The sequence below is a fragment of the Govania unica genome, assembly GCF_027920805.1.
Lineage (GTDB): Bacteria > Pseudomonadota > Alphaproteobacteria > Sphingomonadales > Govanellaceae > Govanella > Govanella unica.
The window spans coordinates 57,291-79,307 of the sequence record NZ_JANWOI010000004.1 but is presented as its reverse complement, the minus strand read 5'-3'; the positions used below and the strand labels follow the sequence as shown (position 1 = coordinate 79,307).

The window sequence follows — 22,017 nt, the reverse complement described above, 5'->3', positions numbered from 1 at the left end:
GGTTTCAATCCACGCCTCCGCGCGGGAGGCGACGAGGTCAGCAGGCCGGACGCTCAGGGTGCTCCGCGTTTCAATCCACGCCTCCGCGCGGGAGGCGACGTCATTTTGAGCATGTCGCCCTCGCGCTGTCCTGTGTTTCAATCCACGCCTCCGCGCGGGAGGCGACGTCCGTGCCTGCGAGCCGGTTGCAGGGAGATACGGTTTCAATCCACGCCTCCGCGCGGGAGGCGACCCGAGAAAGAAACGGATGAGGCGCGCAAGGTCGAGTTTCAATCCACGCCTCCGCGCGGGAGGCGACCCCCGATCCTTGAGAAAGACGCTTCGAACTTGTTGTTTCAATCCACGCCTCCGCGCGGGAGGCGACTCGTCTGACCGGACAATGTCATGGAGATAAACGTTGTTTCAATCCACGCCTCCGCGCGGGAGGCGACACCAACATCCGCCAACAGCGAAGCCCTGCTTGCCGTTTCAATCCACGCCTCCGCGCGGGAGGCGACGCCACAATCTCCGCTCTCCTGCGCGAGCGCGCTTGTTTCAATCCACGCCTCCGCGCGGGAGGCGACTCCTCTTTTCTCTTTCGCACCAACCCCTACAAAGGTTTCAATCCACGCCTCCGCGCGGGAGGCGACACGATTTCGCGGAAGTCAGGATTGCTCAAGGCAGAGTTTCAATCCACGCCTCCGCGCGGGAGGCGACTGGCCAACACCAACGACAGCGCAACAGTTTTGGCGTGGTTTCAATCCACGCCTCCGCGCGGGAGGCGACATTTTTGGCAAATCGACTAAGCCCGCGCCAACTGTTTCAATCCACGCCTCCGCGCGGGAGGCGACTCAAGGACCGACAGCCCAAGCATCCGCTTAGTCGGTTTCAATCCACGCCTCCGCGCGGGAGGCGACCGAAATCGTCAGCACATTATCCGTGACACTTGCGGTTTCAATCCACGCCTCCGCGCGGGAGGCGACGATGCTGCTGCTGAGGGTGGACGGCGGGTCAATGTTTCAATCCACGCCTCCGCGCGGGAGGCGACTTCTAAGTCATTGAAATCATGGAGCGGGTGAAGGGTTTCAATCCACGCCTCCGCGCGGGAGGCGACGACGGTCGATGATCGGGACACGGGCATCACGCTTGTTTCAATCCACGCCTCCGCGCGGGAGGCGACTGGGGAGCATCTGATGGACCGCGAGGCATATACGGTTTCAATCCACGCCTCCGCGCGGGAGGCGACGCTTTGGCGATGGCGATATTCAGACGGGACAGATGTTTCAATCCACGCCTCCGCGCGGGAGGCGACCGCTGGTTTTTGCGCAGGGCCATGGATCTGACAATCAGTTTCAATCCACGCCTCCGCGCGGGAGGCGACTGGTGCAAGCCATGCCATGACCGCCTCGTCCAGCGCGTTTCAATCCACGCCTCCGCGCGGGAGGCGACGCTGCTTCAAGGCGCTCATTGATGCGTCGCAGCAGTTTCAATCCACGCCTCCGCGCGGGAGGCGACCGCGACCGAAGTTGCGACGACGATCCTTGAAGCCCGTTTCAATCCACGCCTCCGCGCGGGAGGCGACAACGCGCTGCCGAAAGTCGCGGCAAACTGGTCCGTGTTTCAATCCACGCCTCCGCGCGGGAGGCGACGAGCGTATCGCCGGTATTGAGCGTGCGATTCGCCGTTTCAATCCACGCCTCCGCGCGGGAGGCGACACTAAGCGTGAGGCCATCGTGGGCCTGCACCAATGTTTCAATCCACGCCTCCGCGCGGGAGGCGACCATAGCCACCAAAGCGGGTCCGCTCCTGTTTGCGGTTTCAATCCACGCCTCCGCGCGGGAGGCGACAAGGTTTTGATTACGTCCCACAGATGCCGAACGTGTTTCAATCCACGCCTCCGCGCGGGAGGCGACTCGGGACCTGAGCCTTGCGGCATATGATCGCATGGTTTCAATCCACGCCTCCGCGCGGGAGGCGACGGCTCAAAGAGGATGACGCGAGCATCTATGCCTGGTTTCAATCCACGCCTCCGCGCGGGAGGCGACCTATGCCGTGCAACAGGAGATTACCAATGACGCCCGTTTCAATCCACGCCTCCGCGCGGGAGGCGACAAGTCAAGCCGCCCCGGCTTAACGATTTGCTTGGTGTTTCAATCCACGCCTCCGCGCGGGAGGCGACCGGGAGACGATTTAAGCACTATTGCCCGAAAGTCGTTTCAATCCACGCCTCCGCGCGGGAGGCGACCCGGCAATTCCATGCCAGCGCCTTCACTCTCACGTTTCAATCCACGCCTCCGCGCGGGAGGCGACTGCCGAAGAAACCGTTCCGGCCACCCTGACATGCGTTTCAATCCACGCCTCCGCGCGGGAGGCGACGCGCGGGTCAGCCGGTGACGATCACAAACACGCCGTTTCAATCCACGCCTCCGCGCGGGAGGCGACTCAAGGACCGACAGCCCAAGCATCCGCTTAGTCGGTTTCAATCCACGCCTCCGCGCGGGAGGCGACCGCCATCGTGACGGCGACCTTTGCGGTGGAGGCGGTTTCAATCCACGCCTCCGCGCGGGAGGCGACTTGTACCATCTCATACTCCTATAACTAGGAGCATGTTTCAATCCACGCCTCCGCGCGGGAGGCGACGCGGGTATCGGTGTCATAGGGGTCACCGCCAAAAACGTTTCAATCCACGCCTCCGCGCGGGAGGCGACCCTTGCCCGCCGAGAAACTGACATAAATGCTCGGTTTCAATCCACGCCTCCGCGCGGGAGGCGACTTTGGCCTGCCCATTTTTCGGTTACGGTCAAGCTGTTTCAATCCACGCCTCCGCGCGGGAGGCGACCGCGCAATATCCGTGAGTGTTAAACCGGCATACTCGTTTCAATCCACGCCTCCGCGCGGGAGGCGACATCATCACGGCAGCCTCATAGGTGTAGCTGGTAGTTTCAATCCACGCCTCCGCGCGGGAGGCGACAAGGCTGAGGATTATCCGCTCGGCAGCGCCTCGGGGGTTTCAATCCACGCCTCCGCGCGGGAGGCGACGAGGATCAAGGCCGGTGCGCTTGGCCTGATGCAGGTTTCAATCCACGCCTCCGCGCGGGAGGCGACGCGGCACACCGATCAGCATTATGCCCATATATATGTTTCAATCCACGCCTCCGCGCGGGAGGCGACAAGGCGGAAACTCGGGGAACGGTGCACAATGGGGGTTTCAATCCACGCCTCCGCGCGGGAGGCGACGAGCTATCAGACCCTGCCGACCACCGCCATGTGGGTTTCAATCCACGCCTCCGCGCGGGAGGCGACAATGGAGTACGATTGAATGCCCTGAGAGTTTGCAGTTTCAATCCACGCCTCCGCGCGGGAGGCGACTAGCGGCACACCGATCAGCATTATGCCCATATATATGTTTCAATCCACGCCTCCGCGCGGGAGGCGACCAGCGATGTCTCTGATGGTGGCCAGCAGTTCGGCGTTTCAATCCACGCCTCCGCGCGGGAGGCGACTCGGTTCCAGCGCATAAAGCTCGCCGCCCTTGGTGTTTCAATCCACGCCTCCGCGCGGGAGGCGACGTCCCCGCCCCGGTCGCCGATAGACTGCGCAGGAATGTTTCAATCCACGCCTCCGCGCGGGAGGCGACATTGCCGGAAATCGTGATCACGTCATCATCAAGATAGTTTCAATCCACGCCTCCGCGCGGGAGGCGACGCATCATCCAGATTGATGGCAAGGCGTCACGCAAGGTTTCAATCCACGCCTCCGCGCGGGAGGCGACTTCCAGTCTCGGAGCCCAGTGGGCAAAGCAATGGGTTTCAATCCACGCCTCCGCGCGGGAGGCGACCGGGGACGGGAGGGGTGAGGAATGATAGAGCAGGAGTTTCAATCCACGCCTCCGCGCGGGAGGCGACAGGGGATTTACCACCCCCGCGCGATCCACGCGAAGTTTCAATCCACGCCTCCGCGCGGGAGGCGACCATACGGCCATGGATCGTCATTCCCGCCCAACTTGTTTCAATCCACGCCTCCGCGCGGGAGGCGACCTTCGGTCAGGCGCCCTTTTTTGGACATTTCGGCAAGTTTCAATCCACGCCTCCGCGCGGGAGGCGACGGCTCGACGATGAGATCGACGGAGTGGATTTTGGTGTTTCAATCCACGCCTCCGCGCGGGAGGCGACGCACCAGATCCGCAATCGCCTTGCCGCCGAGATCGTTTCAATCCACGCCTCCGCGCGGGAGGCGACCCAGAGTACCAGCCGTCCCTCGCGGTAGGGGCGGGTTTCAATCCACGCCTCCGCGCGGGAGGCGACCCGGCCATTGCCGACCGTTTCACCCTTCAAGAGCGGTTTCAATCCACGCCTCCGCGCGGGAGGCGACACATCGATGATGTCGGCCTGAGCCGCGTCGAGCTCGTTTCAATCCACGCCTCCGCGCGGGAGGCGACGATTTATGCCGTGCAGCGCTGGGACGGTCGCGAGTTTCAATCCACGCCTCCGCGCGGGAGGCGACTCATGAAATTCGGCATTCGGAAACCCAGTCTCAAGTTTCAATCCACGCCTCCGCGCGGGAGGCGACACGTATAACGCAGCACGCTGCCGGTCACGAGGGTGTTTCAATCCACGCCTCCGCGCGGGAGGCGACAAGCTTGACCAGGCTGCTCGGCGTGATCGGCAGCGTTTCAATCCACGCCTCCGCGCGGGAGGCGACTTCTGAACCTCCCGACAGCCAGCCTGTTTGGAACAGTTTCAATCCACGCCTCCGCGCGGGAGGCGACATTCTTTAGCATGGCCAATGGCGGCGGACAAAACAGTTTCAATCCACGCCTCCGCGCGGGAGGCGACGCTTCGGCAAAGCCATTAACCCGTCCATACACCGTGTTTCAATCCACGCCTCCGCGCGGGAGGCGACCGAGGAGCAAGGATTTACAGGATACACCATACAAGTTTCAATCCACGCCTCCGCGCGGGAGGCGACTTGGGCAAAGTCGCGAGGCGGCATATCATCTCCAAGTTTCAATCCACGCCTCCGCGCGGGAGGCGACGCATCGAGCCCCGCTGCAAGGGGCGTGACAGCGCGTTTCAATCCACGCCTCCGCGCGGGAGGCGACGTTATCCGCGACCAAGCAACAGCCACCGTGACGCGTTTCAATCCACGCCTCCGCGCGGGAGGCGACGAGCTATCAGACCCTGCCGACCACCGCCATGTGGGTTTCAATCCACGCCTCCGCGCGGGAGGCGACCAGGTTCGACAGTTCTTCAGTCATCGAAAAAGAGGTTTCAATCCACGCCTCCGCGCGGGAGGCGACGCATTTTCATCAGCCCGGCGATCAGTGAACAACGGTTTCAATCCACGCCTCCGCGCGGGAGGCGACGGGGCGGGAATACACGTCCTTGTCGGATGAGGAGTTTCAATCCACGCCTCCGCGCGGGAGGCGACCCTATTGAGCCCCCGTCTGGTGAGCGCCGAACAGGTTTCAATCCACGCCTCCGCGCGGGAGGCGACGCGACGAACGGCGTGACACTGTTCGGGCTTGAGGTTTCAATCCACGCCTCCGCGCGGGAGGCGACACGGCCATCACGGCTTCTGCCGCCATCCCCTTTCCGAGTTTCAATCCACGCCTCCGCGCGGGAGGCGACGGGCGATCGGGATCTCCCACAGCATGTGATGGCCGTTTCAATCCACGCCTCCGCGCGGGAGGCGACTGTGGTATTCTTAACATGTTGAACCGCAAATGTTAATTGGCGCTTTTGCGCGAACTGCGGGGGTTTTGGTTACAGAGAAGCGCGTTGCAGGCTGTGAAAGCCGTCAACTTATTGCAAAATATGTGGAAAAATCGCTTGCGAACCGGCCGGGGGTTGGCCAACCAATTGGGGTTCGCGGGGAAATCAGAAGACAAGTGGGCCTTCGAGATCCAAGGCGGCTTTGGCACCCACGTGCTCTACCCGCCGCATACCGTCGGCGCCCAGACGGTAAAACCGCAGGCTGTCCTTCTCCGGATCGATTTCCGCAATCAGTCGCGCGCGCAAATCGACCCATTGCGCTGGATTGAGTTCGCATTCGAAAACCGAGTTCTGCACCCGCTGACCGAGATCCTGGCAGGCTTTTGCCACGCGGCGCAATCGGCGGCGGCCGGCGGGGTCCACCGTGCTCACGTCATAGGTCACAAGCATCAGCATGACTCACTTCCAGATAAAGGCGGGATAGCCGTCAAGGTCTCCGCGCAAATGACGAGATAGCAGCAGCGCCTGAATATGCGGAATAAGGCCCATTGGCATGGCTTCACCGAGAAACGGATGACGCAGCTCGCGCTTCTTGCGATCCTGCCAGGCGACCAGCACCGCCTTCCGTCCGTCATCGGCCAGCGAGACGGCCCCGCCCTCATCCAGCTTGAAATCCCGCGCCTTGAGCTGCCCGCGATTGATCAGCGTCAACGCCAAACGGTCGGCAAGCACGGGACGTAGTTCTTCCATCAGATCAAGCGCCAGGCTCGCCCGGCCTGGACGGTCCGCATGGAGAAAGCCGACCTGCGGATCGAAACCGACACCCTCAAGCGCGGCCCGGCAATCATGTCCAAGCAGCGCATATAAAAAGGACATAAGCGCGTTTACCCGATCAAGCGGCGGCCGCCGCGACCGCCCGTTAAAGGAAAAGGCCGCGCGATCCCCTTGGATCATTCTGTCAAACACGCCGAAATAGACATGTGCTGCCTCGCCTTCGATGCCGCGCAGAATGGCGACGCCCTCAGCCTCGGCGGCCCGACGTGCGACATTGGCAAGCCGGGCTTCCGCTGCTTCGAGTGCAGTCTTGGCGTCCCCGCCCATGCGCTCCCCATGATCCCGCAACGCCCGACGCAGCACCGTCCGCTGGTTCGCCGCCTTGGCAGTGACAATGCCGCGCACGATCGGCACGACACGCACAGCATCGTCTGCCAGCCGATACTGCGTCCGCCGCAACAGCACATTGCCCGTGCGCGGTCCTTCGACCCGGGCCAGAAAACGTCCTTCGGGCGTGAGAAAAGACAGTGCGATCCCCGCCTCGGCGCAGGCTGCCATCACTGCGGGCGAAGCGCCGGGGCGGGCGAAACAGACCACGCCGCCAACCATGTGCAACGGCACGCGGCCACGCTCAGCCCCAGCCACCTCGACAACGATATTTGCCCCGTCCTTCCTCAGCCAGGCATCTTCGCTCGTCACATAGATGGTGTTGAGATGATGACGCATGATCCTTGTCCCCTACAATCAATCGCCCAGTTGCGCGGTAAGCCAGCGGCGGATGGCGGGCGGCTTTTCGAGCGGTTTCGGGCGGCATTGCCCGGCTAGCGAGCAATGACGACAGCCGGGCATGAAACGTGGCGGCGGCGTACGGGCCTCCGCGATCATCGTCCGCGTCTCGGCAGCGATGCGCCGCGTGAGCATACGCAACTCATCATCGATGGCGACAACATGACGTTTTTTGGTCTGGCCGTAAAAGAGAGCGCCCTCCGGCACAGGCACGGCAAACATCTCCTCAAGGCACATGGCCTGAGCACAAAGCTGCAGCTCGTCAGCACGATGCGCTTTGGGGCGGCCGCGCTTGTATTCGACGGGATAGGGCGTGGTGCCGTGGAACTCGACCGCATCGGCCTTCCCAGCGAGACCGAGCGCATAACTGCGCAGCAGCAGACCACGCACAGTGCGCACACCCCGCCGCCGGTCCGGTTTGCCGCCATCGACGCGTTCATGCAGCAACCGTCCCTCGGCCGTCGCGCCATCCTCGGCCCACAAGCGTTCAACATGAATGAGCGCGCATTGTCGCGGGCAAAAAAGATAATGCTGCAAGGCCGACACCGGCACCAACGCATCCTCGGCGGCGGGATCCGGTGGCGGCGGCGTCTTCATCCCCGATCAGCGCTCGATGATCTCGACCCCGTTCGGCAAACCGGCGTGGTCGATGGTCACGCTGTAATCCTCCCATTTGCGCGCGGGCGGCCAATTGTCGGTTGCCGGGCTGCCGATCTTCTGTGTCGATCCCTGATGCGTGCGCAATGTGTTCACACGATTGAACAGGCTCTGCGCCTGGGCGTTGCCGAGCGCGCTGTCATGACGGAAAATAATGAGCTTGCGGCTTGCCATCTCGCCCCGGGCGGCCGACCGATCATGGTCGAACATATTACCAAGCGCCTGCCAGAACAGCTCAAGATCATCCTCGGAAAAGCCGGTGCCTTTGGTAGCGTGCGAGGCAAGCGGCGCGGAGACATAGCCATGCACACGGTACAGACCATAGGGCACGATATGCTTGCGGCCCATGGTGCGGCCGCCCTTTTCCTCGGCGTCCTTTTCCGTGGTGGCGGCCATGCGGGTGATCGAGATTTCAAGCGGCAGGATCGGCTCGACTGATTGGGCGAAACTAAACTGCACCGGCCCACGCACCTGCCCCGCATTGACGCCCGTGGACATCACCGCGCCGAAACTACGGATGTCCCAGAAATTGGCGCACATCCATGCCGTAAGCTTGCGCGCCTTGGCTTCGTCCTTTGGCAGACGGGTCATTTCTTTTTCGTTGGTGACTTCCGGGACGACGGCTGCCCAACTTTTCTTATGCTGCTTGTTCAGTGTGGCACCCTCGGACATATAAATTTCCTGTCCTGGGGTCTCCCCACCAACCAACGCCACATAATTGCGCACCTTGCGTTTGAGCGCCACATCCGACACCAGCCCATGGTTGGTCTCAGGATCGAGCCGCGGCATATTGCCTGCATCCGGATCGCCATTCGGGTTGCCATTCGTTACGTCGAAATAGAGGACGAATTCATGACGCTTGTTCACGGGAGTGCTCATTCTTCGGTCCCCTCTTCACTGGTTTCGCTGGCGTCCAATGCGGCAGCCTCAGCTGGGCGGCCTTTGAACTGTTCCTTGCGCTGATGGTAATAACCGATGGCAAAGCGCCCCTGTTCGGTGAGCGGCAGAGCACGCGGAAGATCGAGCGAGAGCTTATCCAGAATATTCTCGATCTCACGCTCGATCCAACCGCCCTTGCCGTCCTTGCGCAGCTTGCCGAGATGGTTCTGCACGCCGCGCAGCAACAGCGGGAAAACCCTGGCCGGCGTCGCCGAAGCCGCGCCGAAATACCGGTCACGAATGGTGGCGTTGAGTTTGCCGAGGGCCATTCGCTGTGCCGTCTCCAGCACCGCGAACAGGCGGCCCAGTTGATAGGCCTTGTTAGGTTCGTCCGGCGCAAGGCTCATAGGCACGTCCTCCTGTAGTAAGCCTTTATGATGGTCGCGGCTCAACACCGCGCGTATGACAGCCACATGCCAGCCGCTCAAGGGATCGTCGCCCGCGCGCAGGCGGATCACCGCTGCGGCGAGCAGACTTCGCGGATAGCACCCGCCCGACAGGATGGCGCGCATCACCTCTCCGGCGAGCACTGGCGGGATATTTTCGTATTTTTCCTGCAGCGCCGTACTGCGCGCCAGCAAGCGGTTGACCGAAGGCGCACCGCCCCAGCCCAGTGGCTCAGGGAGGATGGTCATATCGGCATAGTGGCGTGCGAGCCTGCCGGCGAACAGCTCAATATCGTCCGACATCCAATAGCGCACCGAAAGCCGGGCCGCGTTTGGCGACAGACCAAGGACATGAAAACGGGTGCCCTCCGCGATATCAGGCCGGAGGCTTGCGAGCGTGCGGCCCTTTGCCACAGCCGCCATAAGACCGGCAAGCTCATACCGCGCTGCATCCTCAAGCGTATCGGGATCCATGGCGTCAGCGAAGAAACTGTCCGCCGCTTCGGCAACCGTGCTTTTGCTCGCATCGGCCCAGAACACCACCGTGGCATCACCGATGGGGCGGCGAACACGATTGGGTCCGCCACGGATCAACATTTGGTTGAGCGCCGCACCATAGCGGAAGGCCGCCGCTTCGCTGGTTGGAGCGTTATCTCCCTGTCCCTTGCCAAGCGAGGTGAAGGCATCGAGATTGAACGACACAAGCGCCGCACCCGAAGACTGCGCCCCCTCCACATTCTTGATCGTCGGATGGAGCCGGGCCACCGCGCCACGCTCCCCTGTAATCAGACAAAAGACATCTTCACCTTTTGTCTCCTCATTCGGCCCTCTGTCAACCAAAGCACGAGCTGCCGGGCGTTCATGCAGATAGTTCAGCTCCCCATCGAGCCGAAACATAATATTGGCGTCCAGCATATCGGGTCCGAAGGGCGCTTCATCAAATCGCTCTGGTCGCCATTTTTCGAGGAATAGGTGTAGTGCGACCAAGCCTTCATCATTCTGACCGGCGAGGCGAGCGAAATGCAACGTGCGGAATGCTTCATGTTGCTTATCGGCGTGCTGCCAACCTGTTCCACTTTCGGGCTTAGTCACCCCCAAGGAAAAAGCCGTCTTGTCCCAAAGAAAAAAGGCGCGCGGCGTCACGCCGGGTCGAGGGAAAGAAGCGGGAACCCTGTAGAGCTTGGACTTGGGCTTTTTGTCGCTCATATCGTGCAAATTCTGCACGTCGATCGGCTCTCCGTTTTTGCCGAGAATGATGCACCAGCCGAATTTTTCCGGGCTCCAGCCAGCAGCCGAAACCTCTCCGCGTTGGCTCAACCGTTGGTAATACCCGTCAAGCGCCTGCAGGATGGTCATCCCACCACCCCTTCGGACTCAAAGGGCGGCACCTCGATCACACCGTCTTTCATCTGTGCACGAAAAAAGCGTGAGGCATTGTCACGGGCGAAATCGATGTCATGCAGCATCCAGCCGAAATCCGCATTGCGCTTGTCCGCATCAAGCTGCGAAAACGGCAGCGACGCCCCATCGGGGATCAATTCGAACTCTGCCGCGAATTCCCGCGTGCCAAGGCAGGGCCGATGGAAGCACTGCCCCTGGGCCGCGCGCCGGTTGAACATATTGATATGTTTGGCCGGCGTATCCTCCGGTCCGGCCTTGCTGGTCAGGGTGAAATGCGCTTCGATCACATAGGCCACATCGACCAGCACCAGCGACGCCCGTTGCTGTCTGTTCTCGTCGACCAGAATGCCCAGCCCTTCAGTGGTGCCGCGCTTCATGGCCGAGGCCGCGCTGCCGGCACTCGCCTTCACTCCAACCTCGTTGCGGCGCAGGGACTGGAACCGAATGGGCTTCAACACATGGAGGCGATCGATGTGCCAGCGGATGGCCGGCTTCCAATGCAGCGCCTCCAATATTCCGCGTGCCGCCGACGGCGTCATCACATCATAACTGACGCGCTCCGCCTTCATTTCCGGCCGCGTGAAACAGGCGCGGTCCCCCCAGACATGCAACCTGATACTCATACAGCCCCCCTTGCAGATAAGTATGTCTTTATATTTACGAGAATATCAAGACGTAAATTTTTTATAAAAAGTAGAATTTCAACTGAATATATTGCTCTCACTCGACCGCCAGGTGGGGTCGTCCAGCTTCAGTCCAAGCGCGGAATCATAGAGCGACAGGTTTTCGAGGACGACGAAGCGGGCACCATAATCCTCCGGGCGAACGGCTTGCACGGCGCCGACGGCCAGCATCGCTGCCCGCGCCTTGGCCGGTACCGGGACAACATATTGCTGAAGCTTCCGCTGTACACCCGCGGGCGGAAACTCTGCATGTTGGAGAGCGTTTATGGCTGCCACCGCATCCTCATCCCATGGCACGATCACCGGCTCCATCACATCGTCGATCATGCGGAAGGCTTGCTCGATCTGAGAAAAGGGGAAGTTGAGATTGCTCACGGTGGCGTCGATCGCTGGAATTATCGGGAACTTCGCCTCATTCAGCGACGCGGCATCAAGTCCCTCAATTCCGTGCTGTGAATAAAGTAAACGATAATAAGCGGTGATGCTTTCAAGGCTCAGTGCATCCTCCCCTTTTCGCCGCAACATTTCCCGGGCCGGGCCATAGAAAGCTTCGATCACCGGCGGCGTCTTGTGCTCGGCGGACTCGAACACCACTGTCCGTCCGAGCCCCGGAAGCCGTCCTTCACGATTGCAACGCCCTGCAGCCTGCGCAATCGAGGAAAGCCCTGTCGCCGCGCGCCAGACTTCGGGAAAATCCACATCGACACCCGCCTCGATAAGACTGGTGGCAACAAGCCGCACGGGGTGCCCTGCTTTTAAATCTTCCCGCACCTTGGCGAGCACAGTGCGGCGATGTTTCGCGCACATCAGCGTGGTCAGATGCACCGCCCCCATCTGCTCCTGATCGCGCAACAGGGTGAAGAGATCGCGCGCATGAGCCCGGCTGTTGACGATACAGAGCATCTGCGGCTGCTCGGCAAACCCTGCGGCGATGTCGGCGTCAGAGAGCGGTTCGCGTCGCCAGTCCAGTTTCACGCGCTTGAGCTTGGTGTAAAGCCCGCGCGGATCGGGCGCGAGTTCGCGCTCGTCACTGATGTCCAATCCTTCGAGGGCCTTCGTTTTTGTCAGCGGCAGCGCCTCATCCTGCAAACGCAGCGCTGGCTGCGTCGCGGTGCAGAGAATAACCGTGGCGCCGTAATTGCGCGCCAGTTCATCAATCACCGCCATCGAGGGCCGCAACAGCTTCACCGGAATCGATTGCGCCTCATCAAGAATGATCACGCTTTTGGCCAGATTATGCAGCTTGCGCGCGCGGCTCGTGCGGGCGGCAAACAGGCTCTCGAAAAACTGGACGGCCGTGGTGACGACAATCGGCGCGTCCCAATTCTCCGCATCCCGGCGAAGCTTGGCGAGACCTGCGGCACCTTCATGTTCGACGTCGTTGCTTGCGACCTCCTTGCGGTCCCAATCGAAGTTTGAATGATGTTCGAGAATATCATCGGGCGTCTTGAGCGCGTCTCGGAAGACCTCTGCGGTCTGTTCAATGATCGACGTGAAGGGAATGACATAAACAATGCGCCGCAGATCATGCCGCAAGGCATGTTCAAGAGCGAAGCTGAGGGAGGTCAGCGTCTTGCCGCCCCCCGTCGGCACCGTCAGCGTGAACAGGCCCGGAGAAAGCGCAGCCTTGCCGTTCGCATAATCCAGAATTTCCGAACGCAGGCAATTGACCTCGCTGTCGTCCTTGCGGTGGCGCGCCATATGCGCCCGGATCGCTTCGAGATGCCGCAGGCCGATGACACCGCCCCGCGCCGGCGGCTCCGCGCCGGAGGATGTCGCATAGAAGCGCTCGGTCTCCAGAAAATCCGCATCCACGAGGCAGGAAAACATCATGCGCATGAGAAAAGCGTACGGAAACCCTTTTCCAATCGCATTGGGCTTTGGACGCAGCAGACCATCCTTCAGCTGCTGAAGGCTGGGCAGATCCACAACATGATCTTGCCAACCGTCATAAGGCTCCACGGTTTTTTCAAGACGATCCCTCAGGGATGACCCCTTACCCTCGTAACCCGCGCCGTCCATCAAACCGGAGTGATGACCCGCAATGCCAAAAGCCAGCAAGCGCCCGTACTGCGGACCGTAAACAGCCAGGGCCTCTTTCGCCCCGGCGCTGCTATGATCCGGGCCCTTCAGACCCGGATGGCCCAGGGGCGTCCGGATATACGACTGATAGGCGAGAGAGCGTTTGCCAATATCATGCAGAAGCCCCATGGCCTTGCCGGCCGTCTCGGCCCCGAATGAGGCGGCGAACCTGCCGGCTGTTGCGCCCACAGCACTCAGATGTTCCGTCAATGTCTCCCAGTCCGATTCTGCGGAACCAGGAACCGAATGCGCAAATATTTTCAAATACTCTACTCCACTCTACTGACCGCAATGTGAGAGGGCATCGCTTAATATATTCGCGAGCGTAGAAGAGCTTAACCTCGAAGGTCCTTAAATTTAGACATTAAACGTCATGGCTGATGGATTCGGAAAAATATGCAAAACATCGCGCCCGACCGCAGGGAGCAACCCTGCGTCGACAAAAATGACTTTTCGGGAGAGAGAATGGTGCTGCTGAGAGGAATCGAACCTCCGACCCCGTCCTTACCAAGGACGTGCTCTACCCCTGAGCTACAGCAGCACGATGGCGGCGGAAACAACGTCCCGCCAGGGCATCAAATCGGGCGTGAAACTGCCACAGAGATTGCAGGGGCGCAAGAGCTTTATCGGCAGAATTTTCAAGGCGTCTTGCATCGCGCGATTCAGCATGGCATGAGAACCTCATGAGCAAGAAAATCACGAGCCCCTCAAATCCCGACCAACGTCAGGCCCGCCTGGGCGCGGCGTTGCGTGCCAATCTGCGCCGCCGCAAGGATCAGGCGCGGGCGCAAACCCGCGCCACCGCTTCGGACACAGCTGATAAATCCAGTGGCGACGACGCGGCCCCTCTTGTAAAAGACCAGTAACGCCACCCTGGTAGTAAGGACCCTCCATGGCCATCATGTCCGACAAATGGATTCGCGAACAGGCTCTCAAAACCAATATGATCGAGCCCTTCGTCGACCGCCAGCAGCGCGATGGCACGATTTCCTATGGCCTGTCGTCCTATGGCTATGACGCCCGGGTTTCCCATGAATTCAAGATCTTCACCAATGTGGACTCGGCCGTGGTCGACCCGAAGAACTTCGCGTCAAACAGTTTTGTCGACCGCCCGGGCGATGTCTGCATCATCCCGCCGAACTCCTTTGCGCTTGCCCGCACGGTTGAATATTTCCGCATCCCGCGCGATGTGCTGGTGATCTGCCTTGGCAAGTCCACCTATGCTCGCTGCGGCATCATCGTCAATGTGACCCCCCTTGAGCCGGGTTGGGAAGGTCATGTGACGCTCGAATTTTCCAACACCACGCCACTGCCGGCCAAGATCTACGCCAATGAGGGCGCTTGCCAGTTCCTGTTTCTGCAAGGAAACGAGCCCTGCGAAGTCTCCTATGCCGACCGGGCAGGCAAATATATGGGCCAGCAGGGCGTCACCCTGCCGCGGCTTTGAGGACCAGACCCCATGGCACTTGATGCAATCCAGATCCGTGGCGGCAATCCGCTCCGTGGCAGCATTCAAATCAGCGGCGCGAAGAACGCGGCCCTGCCCCTGATGGCGGCGACGCTTTTGAGCGATGCCCCCTTGACGCTCACCAATCTGCCGCGCCTGGCCGATATCGGCACGCTCACAAGCCTGTTGGCCCAGCATGGCACCGAAGTGACCGAAGGCGTTGACGCAAACGGCAGTCTTCAGCTTACCCTTCGCACCCCGCGCATCACCGAGATTCTGGCGCCCTATGACATCGTCCGCAAGATGCGGGCCTCCATTCTGGTGCTGGGCCCCATCGTCGCCCGCCATGGTGAGGCCAAGGTCTCGCTGCCCGGCGGCTGCGCCATCGGCAACCGGCCCATCGACCTTCATCTGAAGGGGTTGAAGGATCTTGGGGCCGACATCATCCTTGAGGACGGTTATGTCCATGCCAAGGCCCCGAACGGCCTGGTTGGCGGGGTCGTCAATTTCCCCATCGTCTCGGTGGGCGCGACCGAGAATATTCTGATGGCCGCCTGCCTCGCACGTGGCACCACCATCATCGAAAACGCCGCCCGCGAGCCAGAAATCGCAGATCTCGCCTATTGTCTGATGGCCATGGGCGCGCAGATCGACGGCCTCGGCACCGACCGGCTGGTGATCGAAGGGGTCACGAGCCTCCGTCCCGCCACCCATGCCGTCATGCCCGATCGCATCGAGGCCGGGTCCTATGCGGTGGCTGCCGCCATCACCGGGGGCAAAATCACCCTGCACGGCGCGCGCCCCGATATCATGCTGGCAACCCTTGATGTTTTGCGCAACGCCGGGGCCGAGATAACCGACCATGGCGCGGAAGGCCTGACCATTGCCCATAGCACCGGCCGCATCCGCGGTATCGACGTGGTGACCCAGCCGTTCCCGGGCTTTCCCACCGACATGCAGGCCCAGGTCATGGCACTGATGACGCTCTGCGACAGCGCCTGCATGATCACCGAGACCATCTTTGAAAACCGCTTCATGCATGTGCCGGAACTGACCCGCATGGGGGCCGACATCACGGTTCACGGCTCATCGGCGATGATTCGCGGCGTCCGTCAGCTGACTGGCGCGCCGGTCATGGCAACCGATCTGCGCGCTTCCATGGGGCTTGTTCTCGCCGGGCTTGCCGCCACCGGCACGACTACGGTAAACCGTGTTTATCACCTTGATCGCGGCTATGAACGGCTTGAAGATAAACTCAGGGCCTGCGGTGCGGATATCGAGCGCATCAAGACCTGATTTCAAAGGACAGAGGGCCAAATGACCGACGACGGCACGGCGACTGTCACCCCAATTCCAAGCACCAGTCTTCGCCTCCGGGCCGAGACAGCCGAGGATCTTGTGGTTTTTTCAGCCGTGTTGCAGGACGCGGTGACCATTACCGACGACATGGCCTATCGCCCGGTGGAACGGCGATTCGTCCTCATGCTCAACCGCTTCGTCTGGGAAGAGGACGCTGAAGGCAACCGCGAAAGCCTCCACCGCATCCGCTGCGGCCTGCATTTCGACGGCGTGCTGTCGGTGCGCAGCCGCGATCTTGCACCGACAGCCAAGGATCATCCCCTTGATCTTCTGGCTGTTCACAGCGAAACCCTGACCGATGGCTCAGACGTCATATATCTGTTGTTCGCGGGCGGCGGCGCGGTTCGGCTCGAAGTCGAATGCATTGACAGCTATCTCAGCGACATCGGCGAGCCCTGGGTGTGCAAGCTCCGGCCCCATCATCGCGATTCAGAACTGGCATAACGCCGCAACTCCCCTTAAATAAGCCTGATACTGCCACCCAGTTCCGACGGGTGTCACCGCCGACACGAAGGAGACTACAAGGTGACCGCTGCTGATCCGCTGGTCCTCGCCGTACCGAAGGGCCGTATTCTCGATGAAGCGCTGCCGATCATCGCGCGCGCCGGCATTCATCCCGAAGACGCGTTTCACGACCCGAAGTCGCGGGCGCTGTCTTTTGCCACCAATCATCCGAACCTGCGCATCATCCGCGTCCGCAGCTTTGACGTCGCGACCTTCGTCGCCTTTGGCGCGGCCCAGCTTGGCATTGCCGGCAATGACGTGCTGATGGAATTCGACTATTCGGAAATTTATGCCCCGCTCGATCTCGGCATCGGCCATTGCCGCCTGTCGGTGGCCGAGCCGCGCGAACTGAGCGAACATGACGACCCCCGGCAATGGAGCCATGTGCGGGTCGCCACCAAATACCCGAATATCACGCGCAAGCATTTCGCCGCCCGCGGGGTGCAGGCCGAATGCATCAAATTGAACGGCGCCATGGAGCTTGCCCCGACGCTTGGGCTCTGCAAACGTATCGTCGATCTGGTGTCATCCGGGGCCACCCTCAAGGCCAACGGCCTGGTGGAAATCGAAAAAATCGCCGAGGTCACGTCACGCCTGATCATCAACCGCGCCGCCTTCAAGACCCGCTCGCGCGAGATCGGCGACTGGCTGACCCGGTTCGAGGAGGCGGTGAATGTCACAGCCTGAGGTGGGCCCGAAGCGCCTCGACAGCCGGGATCCCGGCTTCGCGGCCGCGTTCCGTGCGCTGCTTGAGGGCTTGCGGGAAGAAGGCACACAAGTCGGCGCGGCCGTCAGCAGCATCATCAGCGACGTGCGCACGCGCGGCGACGACGCCGTCATCGACTATACCGCCCGCTTCGACCGTCAGACCCTGACCGCCGAGACGCTGCGCATCCCCGATGCCGAGATCAAGGCCGCGCGCAAGCTCGCCACGCCGGAAACCGTGGCCGCCCTTGAACTTGCAGCGGCGCGCATCCGCGCCTTCCACGAACGCCAGATGCCCGAAGATTTCAGCTATACCGACGCCGCCGGTGTGGGCCTTGGCGCGCGCTGGACCTCGCTTGGCGCGGCCGGGCTTTATGTGCCGGGCGGCAAGGCCAATTATCCGTCCTCCGTGCTGATGAACGCCATCCCGGCCAAGGTCGCCGGTGTACCGCGTCTGGTTATGGTGGTGCCGACCCCGGACGGCATCGTCAATCCGCTGGTGCTGGTCGCCGCCGAAATCTCCGGCGTGGACGAAGTTTACCGCATCGGCGGGGCGCAGGCGGTGGCCGCGCTCGCCTATGGCACCGCGACCATCACCCCGGTCGATAAAATCACCGGCCCCGGCAACGCCTATGTGGCCGAGGCCAAGCGGCAGGTGTTCGGGGTGGTCGGCATCGACATGATCGCCGGGCCGTCCGAAATCCTCGTGGTCTCCGACCGCGACAGCGACCCGTCCTGGATCGCCGCCGACCTGTTGTCGCAGGCCGAACATGACGAAGCGGCGCAATCCATCCTGATCACCGATGACGCGGATTTCGCCACTGCCGTCATCGCCGCCGTCGAGCGCCATCTGTCCGTCCTCCCGCGCGAGGCCATCGCCCGCGCGAGCTGGACCACCCATGGCGCAGTCATTCTGGTGCCGGACCTCATGGACGCCGTGCCGCTCATCGACGCCATCGCGCCCGAGCATCTTGAGCTTGCGGTGGCCGATCCCGACGCGCTCGCCGCCCGTGTGCGCAATGCCGGTGCCATCTTCATGGGCCGTCATACCCCGGAAGCCATCGGCGATTACGTGGCCGGGCCGAACCATGTGCTGCCCACCTCCCGCAGCGCGCGGTTCTCGTCGGGGCTGTCGGTCTATGACTTCCTCAAGCGCACGACTATGGTTCGTTGCGACGCCCAAAGTATCCGCGAAATCGGCCCCGCCGCCGTCACGCTGGCCGAAGCCGAAGGGCTTGGGGCGCACGCGCTGTCGGTGGCGCTCCGCCTGCAGCAATAGGAGCCCAAGGGCATGAGCGGTGATGAAGCGCAAGACCCGAGGCAGGACGATCGCCAGCGCATCACCGATCTCAAACTCGACGAGCGGTCGATCCTACGCCGCAACCCGGATATCGAGCACGAACGGCGAGTCGCCATTTTCGACCTGATCGAAGACAATCTGTTCGTCCCCGCCACCCGCTACCCCGAAAACTATGTGGGCCCCTATCATGTCCTCCTGCGCATGGAGGACAACCGGCTCGCCATTGATATCAAGACCATCGACAGCGCCGCGCTTGAGACCGTAGTTCTGCCGCTCACGCCGTTCCGCCGCGTGATCAAAGAATATTTCCTGATCTGCGACAGCTATTTCAAGGCCATCAAAAGCGCCTCCCCGCGCCAGATCGAAGCCATCGACATGGGCCGCCGCGGCATCCATAACGAAGGCTCGGACATCCTGCGCGAGCGGCTGGCCGACCGCATCACCATCGACAGCGACACCGCGCGCCGCCTGTTCACGCTGCTCTGCGTGCTCCAGATCCGCATGTGACGGGCTGATGATGAACTTCGACGGCCCGTCCCGGCCAACTTCCAACCCCACGAGCGTGCTGTTTGCCTGCAGCATGAACCGCGTCCGCTCACCCATGGCCGAGGCCATCGCCAAATATCTGCTCGGCAAGCGCATCTTCATCGACTCGGTCGGCGTGCGCAAAGGCGAGGTCGAGCCCGATCCCCTTTGCCTCGCCGTCCTTGATGAAATCGGGCTCGATCTCAGCCGCCATCGTTCGAAGACCTTCGACGAGCTTCAGGACGCCTCCTTCGATCTCGTGATTTCCCTTAGCCCGGAAGCCCAGCACAACGCCGTCGAGCTGACCCGCCATATGGCCTGCGAAGTCGAATATTGGCCGACTCCGGACCCCACCGCCGTCGAAGGCAGCCGCGAAGCCCGGCTCGCCGCCTATCGTCAGGTCCGCGATCTCCTGATGGACCGCATCCGCACCCGCTTCGGCATCGCGCCGCCATCCGGGGTGTGAATCTCGCTGTCCGCGATGGCGCCGCGCTAGACTGGCAGCCCCTCTCCCTCCTAACCTGCAGCAAAGCTGGATCCCCGCTTTCGCAGGGATGACAATGAAGTGCGAGGTGGCAATGAGGGTGTCTGGGGTGGCTATAGGAGTACCATAACGACAATAGGCCCCTCTTTGTCATTACCGGGCTTGACCCGGTAATCCATGCCAACCGCCAGGATACGGGCCAGATGGATTGCCGAGTCAAGCCCGGCAATGACAGAGAGAAAACCGGATTCCATCCTCTCCAAGCGGAAAAGCTTGCATTTTGCGCATTTCCGAATATCTATCTAGCAACCAATTTGACCTTAGGAGCTTTGATGCCGAAAGAGGAAATTCTTGAGATGCGCGGCAAGGTGGAGGAACTCCTCCCCAATGCCATGTTCCGCGTCCGGCTCGAAAACGGGCATGAAGTGCTGGGCCACACCGCCGGCAAAATGCGCAAGAACCGCATTCGCGTCCTCGCCGGGGATGAAGTTCTGGTTGAACTGACGCCCTACGACCTGACCAAGGGCCGTATCACTTATCGCTTCAAGTAAGCCGGGCCGTCCTGACGTGGCGGTCGCTGACCTGCGCTCTCACCCTGCCTTGACCTTGGCCTCCGCTTCGCCGCGCCGTCAGCAATTGCTGGCGCAGATCGGCGTTGTACCGGCGCTTGTGGTCGCGGCGGATATCGACGAAACGCCGCAACGCGGCGAAGGCCCGCAAGACCTTGCCCTGCGATTGGCGCTGGAAAAGGCCCAAGCGGTCGCCGCCCTTCATCCCGGCACGCTGGTGCTTGGGGCCGATACCGTCGTCGCCTGCGCCGCCCGCGTGCTGCCAAAGGCCGAGACGGAAGACGAAGCCCGGGACTGCCTCACGCTGTTGTCCGGCCGCCGTCACCGCGTGCTCACCGCCGCCGTGCTGCTGCTGCCTGACCTCACCATCCGCACCCGGGTCGTTGAAACCGTGGTCACCGTCAAACGCCTTGAGGCGCATGAAATTGCTGCTTACCTCGCCAGCGGGGAATGGCACGGCAAGGCGGGCGGCTATGCCATTCAGGGCCACGCCGCCGCCTTCATCAAACGCATCAACGGGTCCTATACCAATGTGGTCGGCCTGCCGCTTTACGAGGTGGCGACGCTGTTGAAATCGGCCGGTTATCCGGTGCCGCAGACGGGTGAGGGTCATGGCTGACACGGTCCTCATCGACCGCAGCTTCGGCGAGACCCGCCTCGCCTTCCTGACCGACGACCAATTGACCGATCTGTATCTTTATCGTGACGAGGACCCAGACCTCACGGGGACCGTCCACCGTGCCCGTGTGCGCCGCGTGGCTCCGGCGCTCGACGGCGCCTTCCTCGACCTCGGCAATGGGCACGAGGCCTTTCTCAAAACCCGCAACCCGCCGTCCGAAGGCAGTCTCGTCACCGTCGAGATCCGCGCCGAGGGCGGCACCGGCAAACTGCCCATCGCCAGCCTGACCATAACCCGCACCGTCCCGGATACACTGCCGGATCACCCGGCCCGGCTTGATCAGGACGCGTGGCCCTGGCTCCGCCATCTCGGTGACCAGCCGATCATCACCGCCGCCCCCGATATCGCCCAGATCCTCCGCGCCGAGGGCCGCGCCGTCACCCTGCAACATGCCGACCCGTTCCGGGAGCTCGGGCTTGATGACGACATCGACAGCCTGATCAGCGCCGAGGTGCCGTTCGGCAACGGCGCCCGCCTGTGGATCGAGGACACCCGCGCCCTCACCGCCATCGACATCGATTCCGGAAGCGCCGGTGAAGGCCGCGCCAGCCTCGCCACCGCCCGCGCCGTCAATGACCGCGCCGTGAGCGAGATCGCCCGCCAGCTGCGCCTGCGTCGTCTCGGCGGGCTGATCATCATCGATTTCCTGCGCCTGCCCGACAAGGCAGCCCGCCTCATCTTGACCGAGCGGCTGACGGCAGCCCTCAAGCCCGACCCCATCCCGTCCGAAATCATCGGCTTCAGCCGCGCCGGGCTGTTCGAACTGAAACGCCCGCGCCTCGGCCGCCCGCTCGCCCGCGATCTTGGCACGCAAGGCAAGCCCACCGTCGCCACGGCCGCCCGTCAGGCCCTGCGCGCCGCCCGTGTCAATGCCCGGCCCGGCCAACCCCTCACCCTCACCTGCGCCCCCGCCGTCGCCGACTGGATCGCCGCCCACGACATGGCAACGGTCTTTGCGAAGGACAGCGGCGCGCATATGACGGTTCTGGCCGACCCGGCCCTAACCCTCGGCCGATTTTCGGTTTAAACTGTCACCGAGAAGGA

Annotated in this window: 19 protein-coding genes, 1 tRNA gene and 1 CRISPR repeat array (1 of these 21 cut by a window edge); of the genes, 11 read left to right on the top strand and 9 right to left on the bottom strand. The window is 62.1% G+C overall.

Annotated features, from left to right (window positions below):
- Positions 1 to 5,675: direct repeats of the CRISPR family, unit length 32 nt; unit sequence GTTTCAATCCACGCCTCCGCGCGGGAGGCGAC; it reaches 3,784 nt to the left of the window's first position.
- Between the two features lie 183 nt (positions 5,676 to 5,858).
- From cas2 to NYP16_RS11165, 9 genes are all read right to left on the bottom strand, one after another.
- The gene (gene cas2 / locus NYP16_RS11205; RefSeq protein WP_274944233.1) at positions 5,859 to 6,149 is read right to left on the bottom strand and encodes a CRISPR-associated endonuclease Cas2; all 291 of its coding nucleotides are present in this window, start codon (positions 6,147 to 6,149) and stop codon (positions 5,859 to 5,861) included.
- A gap of 3 nt (positions 6,150 to 6,152) precedes the next feature.
- The gene (cas1c, locus tag NYP16_RS11200; RefSeq protein ID WP_274944232.1) at positions 6,153 to 7,193 is read right to left on the bottom strand and encodes a type I-C CRISPR-associated endonuclease Cas1c; all 1,041 of its coding nucleotides are present in this window, start codon (positions 7,191 to 7,193) and stop codon (positions 6,153 to 6,155) included.
- Positions 7,194 to 7,211: 18 nt separating this feature from the next.
- Positions 7,212 to 7,850 carry a CRISPR-associated protein Cas4 gene (gene cas4, locus NYP16_RS11195; RefSeq protein WP_274944231.1) on the bottom strand — a complete coding sequence of 213 codons (639 nt, stop codon included), beginning with the start codon at positions 7,848 to 7,850 and terminating at the stop codon, positions 7,212 to 7,214.
- A 6-nt stretch (positions 7,851 to 7,856) separates the two neighbouring features.
- On the bottom strand, positions 7,857 to 8,789 hold the full coding sequence (cas7c, locus tag NYP16_RS11190; protein ID WP_274944230.1) for a type I-C CRISPR-associated protein Cas7/Csd2: 933 nt from the start codon (positions 8,787 to 8,789) through the stop codon (positions 7,857 to 7,859).
- Positions 8,786 to 10,591 (bottom strand): type I-C CRISPR-associated protein Cas8c/Csd1, encoded by a 1,806-nt coding sequence (gene cas8c, locus NYP16_RS11185; RefSeq protein ID WP_274944229.1) that lies wholly within the window; start codon positions 10,589 to 10,591, stop codon positions 8,786 to 8,788. Before cas8c ends, cas7c begins: the two co-directional genes overlap by 4 nt.
- Positions 10,588 to 11,259: a type I-C CRISPR-associated protein Cas5c gene (gene cas5c, locus NYP16_RS11180; protein WP_274944228.1), complete on the bottom strand. Its 672-nt coding sequence runs from the start codon at positions 11,257 to 11,259 to the stop codon at positions 10,588 to 10,590. The genes cas8c and cas5c overlap by 4 nt, the downstream gene beginning before the upstream one ends.
- A gap of 78 nt (positions 11,260 to 11,337) precedes the next feature.
- Positions 11,338 to 13,611, bottom strand: a complete 2,274-nt coding sequence (locus NYP16_RS11175; RefSeq protein WP_274944227.1) for a CRISPR-associated endonuclease Cas3'' — start codon at positions 13,609 to 13,611, stop codon at positions 11,338 to 11,340.
- 256 nt (positions 13,612 to 13,867) lie between these two features.
- A tRNA-Thr gene (locus tag NYP16_RS11170) sits at positions 13,868 to 13,942 on the bottom strand.
- On the bottom strand, positions 13,933 to 14,070 hold the full coding sequence (locus tag NYP16_RS11165; protein WP_274944226.1) for a hypothetical protein: 138 nt from the start codon (positions 14,068 to 14,070) through the stop codon (positions 13,933 to 13,935). Before NYP16_RS11165 ends, NYP16_RS11170 begins: the two co-directional genes overlap by 10 nt.
- A gap of 14 nt (positions 14,071 to 14,084) precedes the next feature.
- Here NYP16_RS11165 and NYP16_RS11160 point away from each other — a divergent pair, with 14 nt between their 5' ends.
- The 11 genes from NYP16_RS11160 (at position 14,085) to NYP16_RS11110 (ending at position 22,000) form a co-directional block, all read left to right on the top strand.
- Positions 14,085 to 14,267: a hypothetical protein gene (locus tag NYP16_RS11160; RefSeq protein ID WP_274944225.1), complete on the top strand. Its 183-nt coding sequence runs from the start codon at positions 14,085 to 14,087 to the stop codon at positions 14,265 to 14,267.
- 26 nt (positions 14,268 to 14,293) lie between these two features.
- Complete coding sequence (dcd, locus tag NYP16_RS11155; protein ID WP_274944224.1) at positions 14,294 to 14,848, top strand: dCTP deaminase; 555 nt, start codon at positions 14,294 to 14,296, stop codon at positions 14,846 to 14,848.
- A gap of 12 nt (positions 14,849 to 14,860) precedes the next feature.
- Positions 14,861 to 16,144, top strand: a complete 1,284-nt coding sequence (murA, locus tag NYP16_RS11150; protein ID WP_274944223.1) for a UDP-N-acetylglucosamine 1-carboxyvinyltransferase — start codon at positions 14,861 to 14,863, stop codon at positions 16,142 to 16,144.
- Positions 16,145 to 16,165: 21 nt separating this feature from the next.
- On the top strand, positions 16,166 to 16,651 hold the full coding sequence (locus NYP16_RS11145; RefSeq protein ID WP_274944222.1) for a DUF2948 family protein: 486 nt from the start codon (positions 16,166 to 16,168) through the stop codon (positions 16,649 to 16,651).
- 81 nt (positions 16,652 to 16,732) lie between these two features.
- The gene (hisG, locus tag NYP16_RS11140; RefSeq protein ID WP_274944221.1) at positions 16,733 to 17,398 is read left to right on the top strand and encodes an ATP phosphoribosyltransferase; all 666 of its coding nucleotides are present in this window, start codon (positions 16,733 to 16,735) and stop codon (positions 17,396 to 17,398) included.
- Positions 17,385 to 18,695 carry a histidinol dehydrogenase gene (gene hisD, locus NYP16_RS11135; RefSeq protein ID WP_274944220.1) on the top strand — a complete coding sequence of 437 codons (1,311 nt, stop codon included), beginning with the start codon at positions 17,385 to 17,387 and terminating at the stop codon, positions 18,693 to 18,695. Before hisG ends, hisD begins: the two co-directional genes overlap by 14 nt.
- Before the next feature lie 12 nt (positions 18,696 to 18,707).
- Entirely contained in the window at positions 18,708 to 19,223 is a 516-nt protein-coding gene (locus NYP16_RS11130; protein ID WP_274944219.1) for a UPF0262 family protein, read from the top strand.
- A gap of 7 nt (positions 19,224 to 19,230) precedes the next feature.
- Positions 19,231 to 19,707, top strand: a complete 477-nt coding sequence (locus tag NYP16_RS11125) for an arsenate-mycothiol transferase ArsC (RefSeq protein WP_274944218.1) — start codon at positions 19,231 to 19,233, stop codon at positions 19,705 to 19,707.
- Between the two features lie 350 nt (positions 19,708 to 20,057).
- Positions 20,058 to 20,276 (top strand): translation initiation factor IF-1, encoded by a 219-nt coding sequence (gene infA, locus NYP16_RS11120; RefSeq protein ID WP_274944217.1) that lies wholly within the window; start codon positions 20,058 to 20,060, stop codon positions 20,274 to 20,276.
- A 16-nt stretch (positions 20,277 to 20,292) separates the two neighbouring features.
- Positions 20,293 to 20,913, top strand: a complete 621-nt coding sequence (locus NYP16_RS11115; RefSeq protein ID WP_274944216.1) for a Maf family protein — start codon at positions 20,293 to 20,295, stop codon at positions 20,911 to 20,913.
- Positions 20,906 to 22,000 carry a ribonuclease E/G gene (locus tag NYP16_RS11110; protein WP_274944215.1) on the top strand — a complete coding sequence of 365 codons (1,095 nt, stop codon included), beginning with the start codon at positions 20,906 to 20,908 and terminating at the stop codon, positions 21,998 to 22,000. The genes NYP16_RS11115 and NYP16_RS11110 overlap by 8 nt, the downstream gene beginning before the upstream one ends.
- Positions 22,001 to 22,017: the final 17 nt, after the last annotated feature.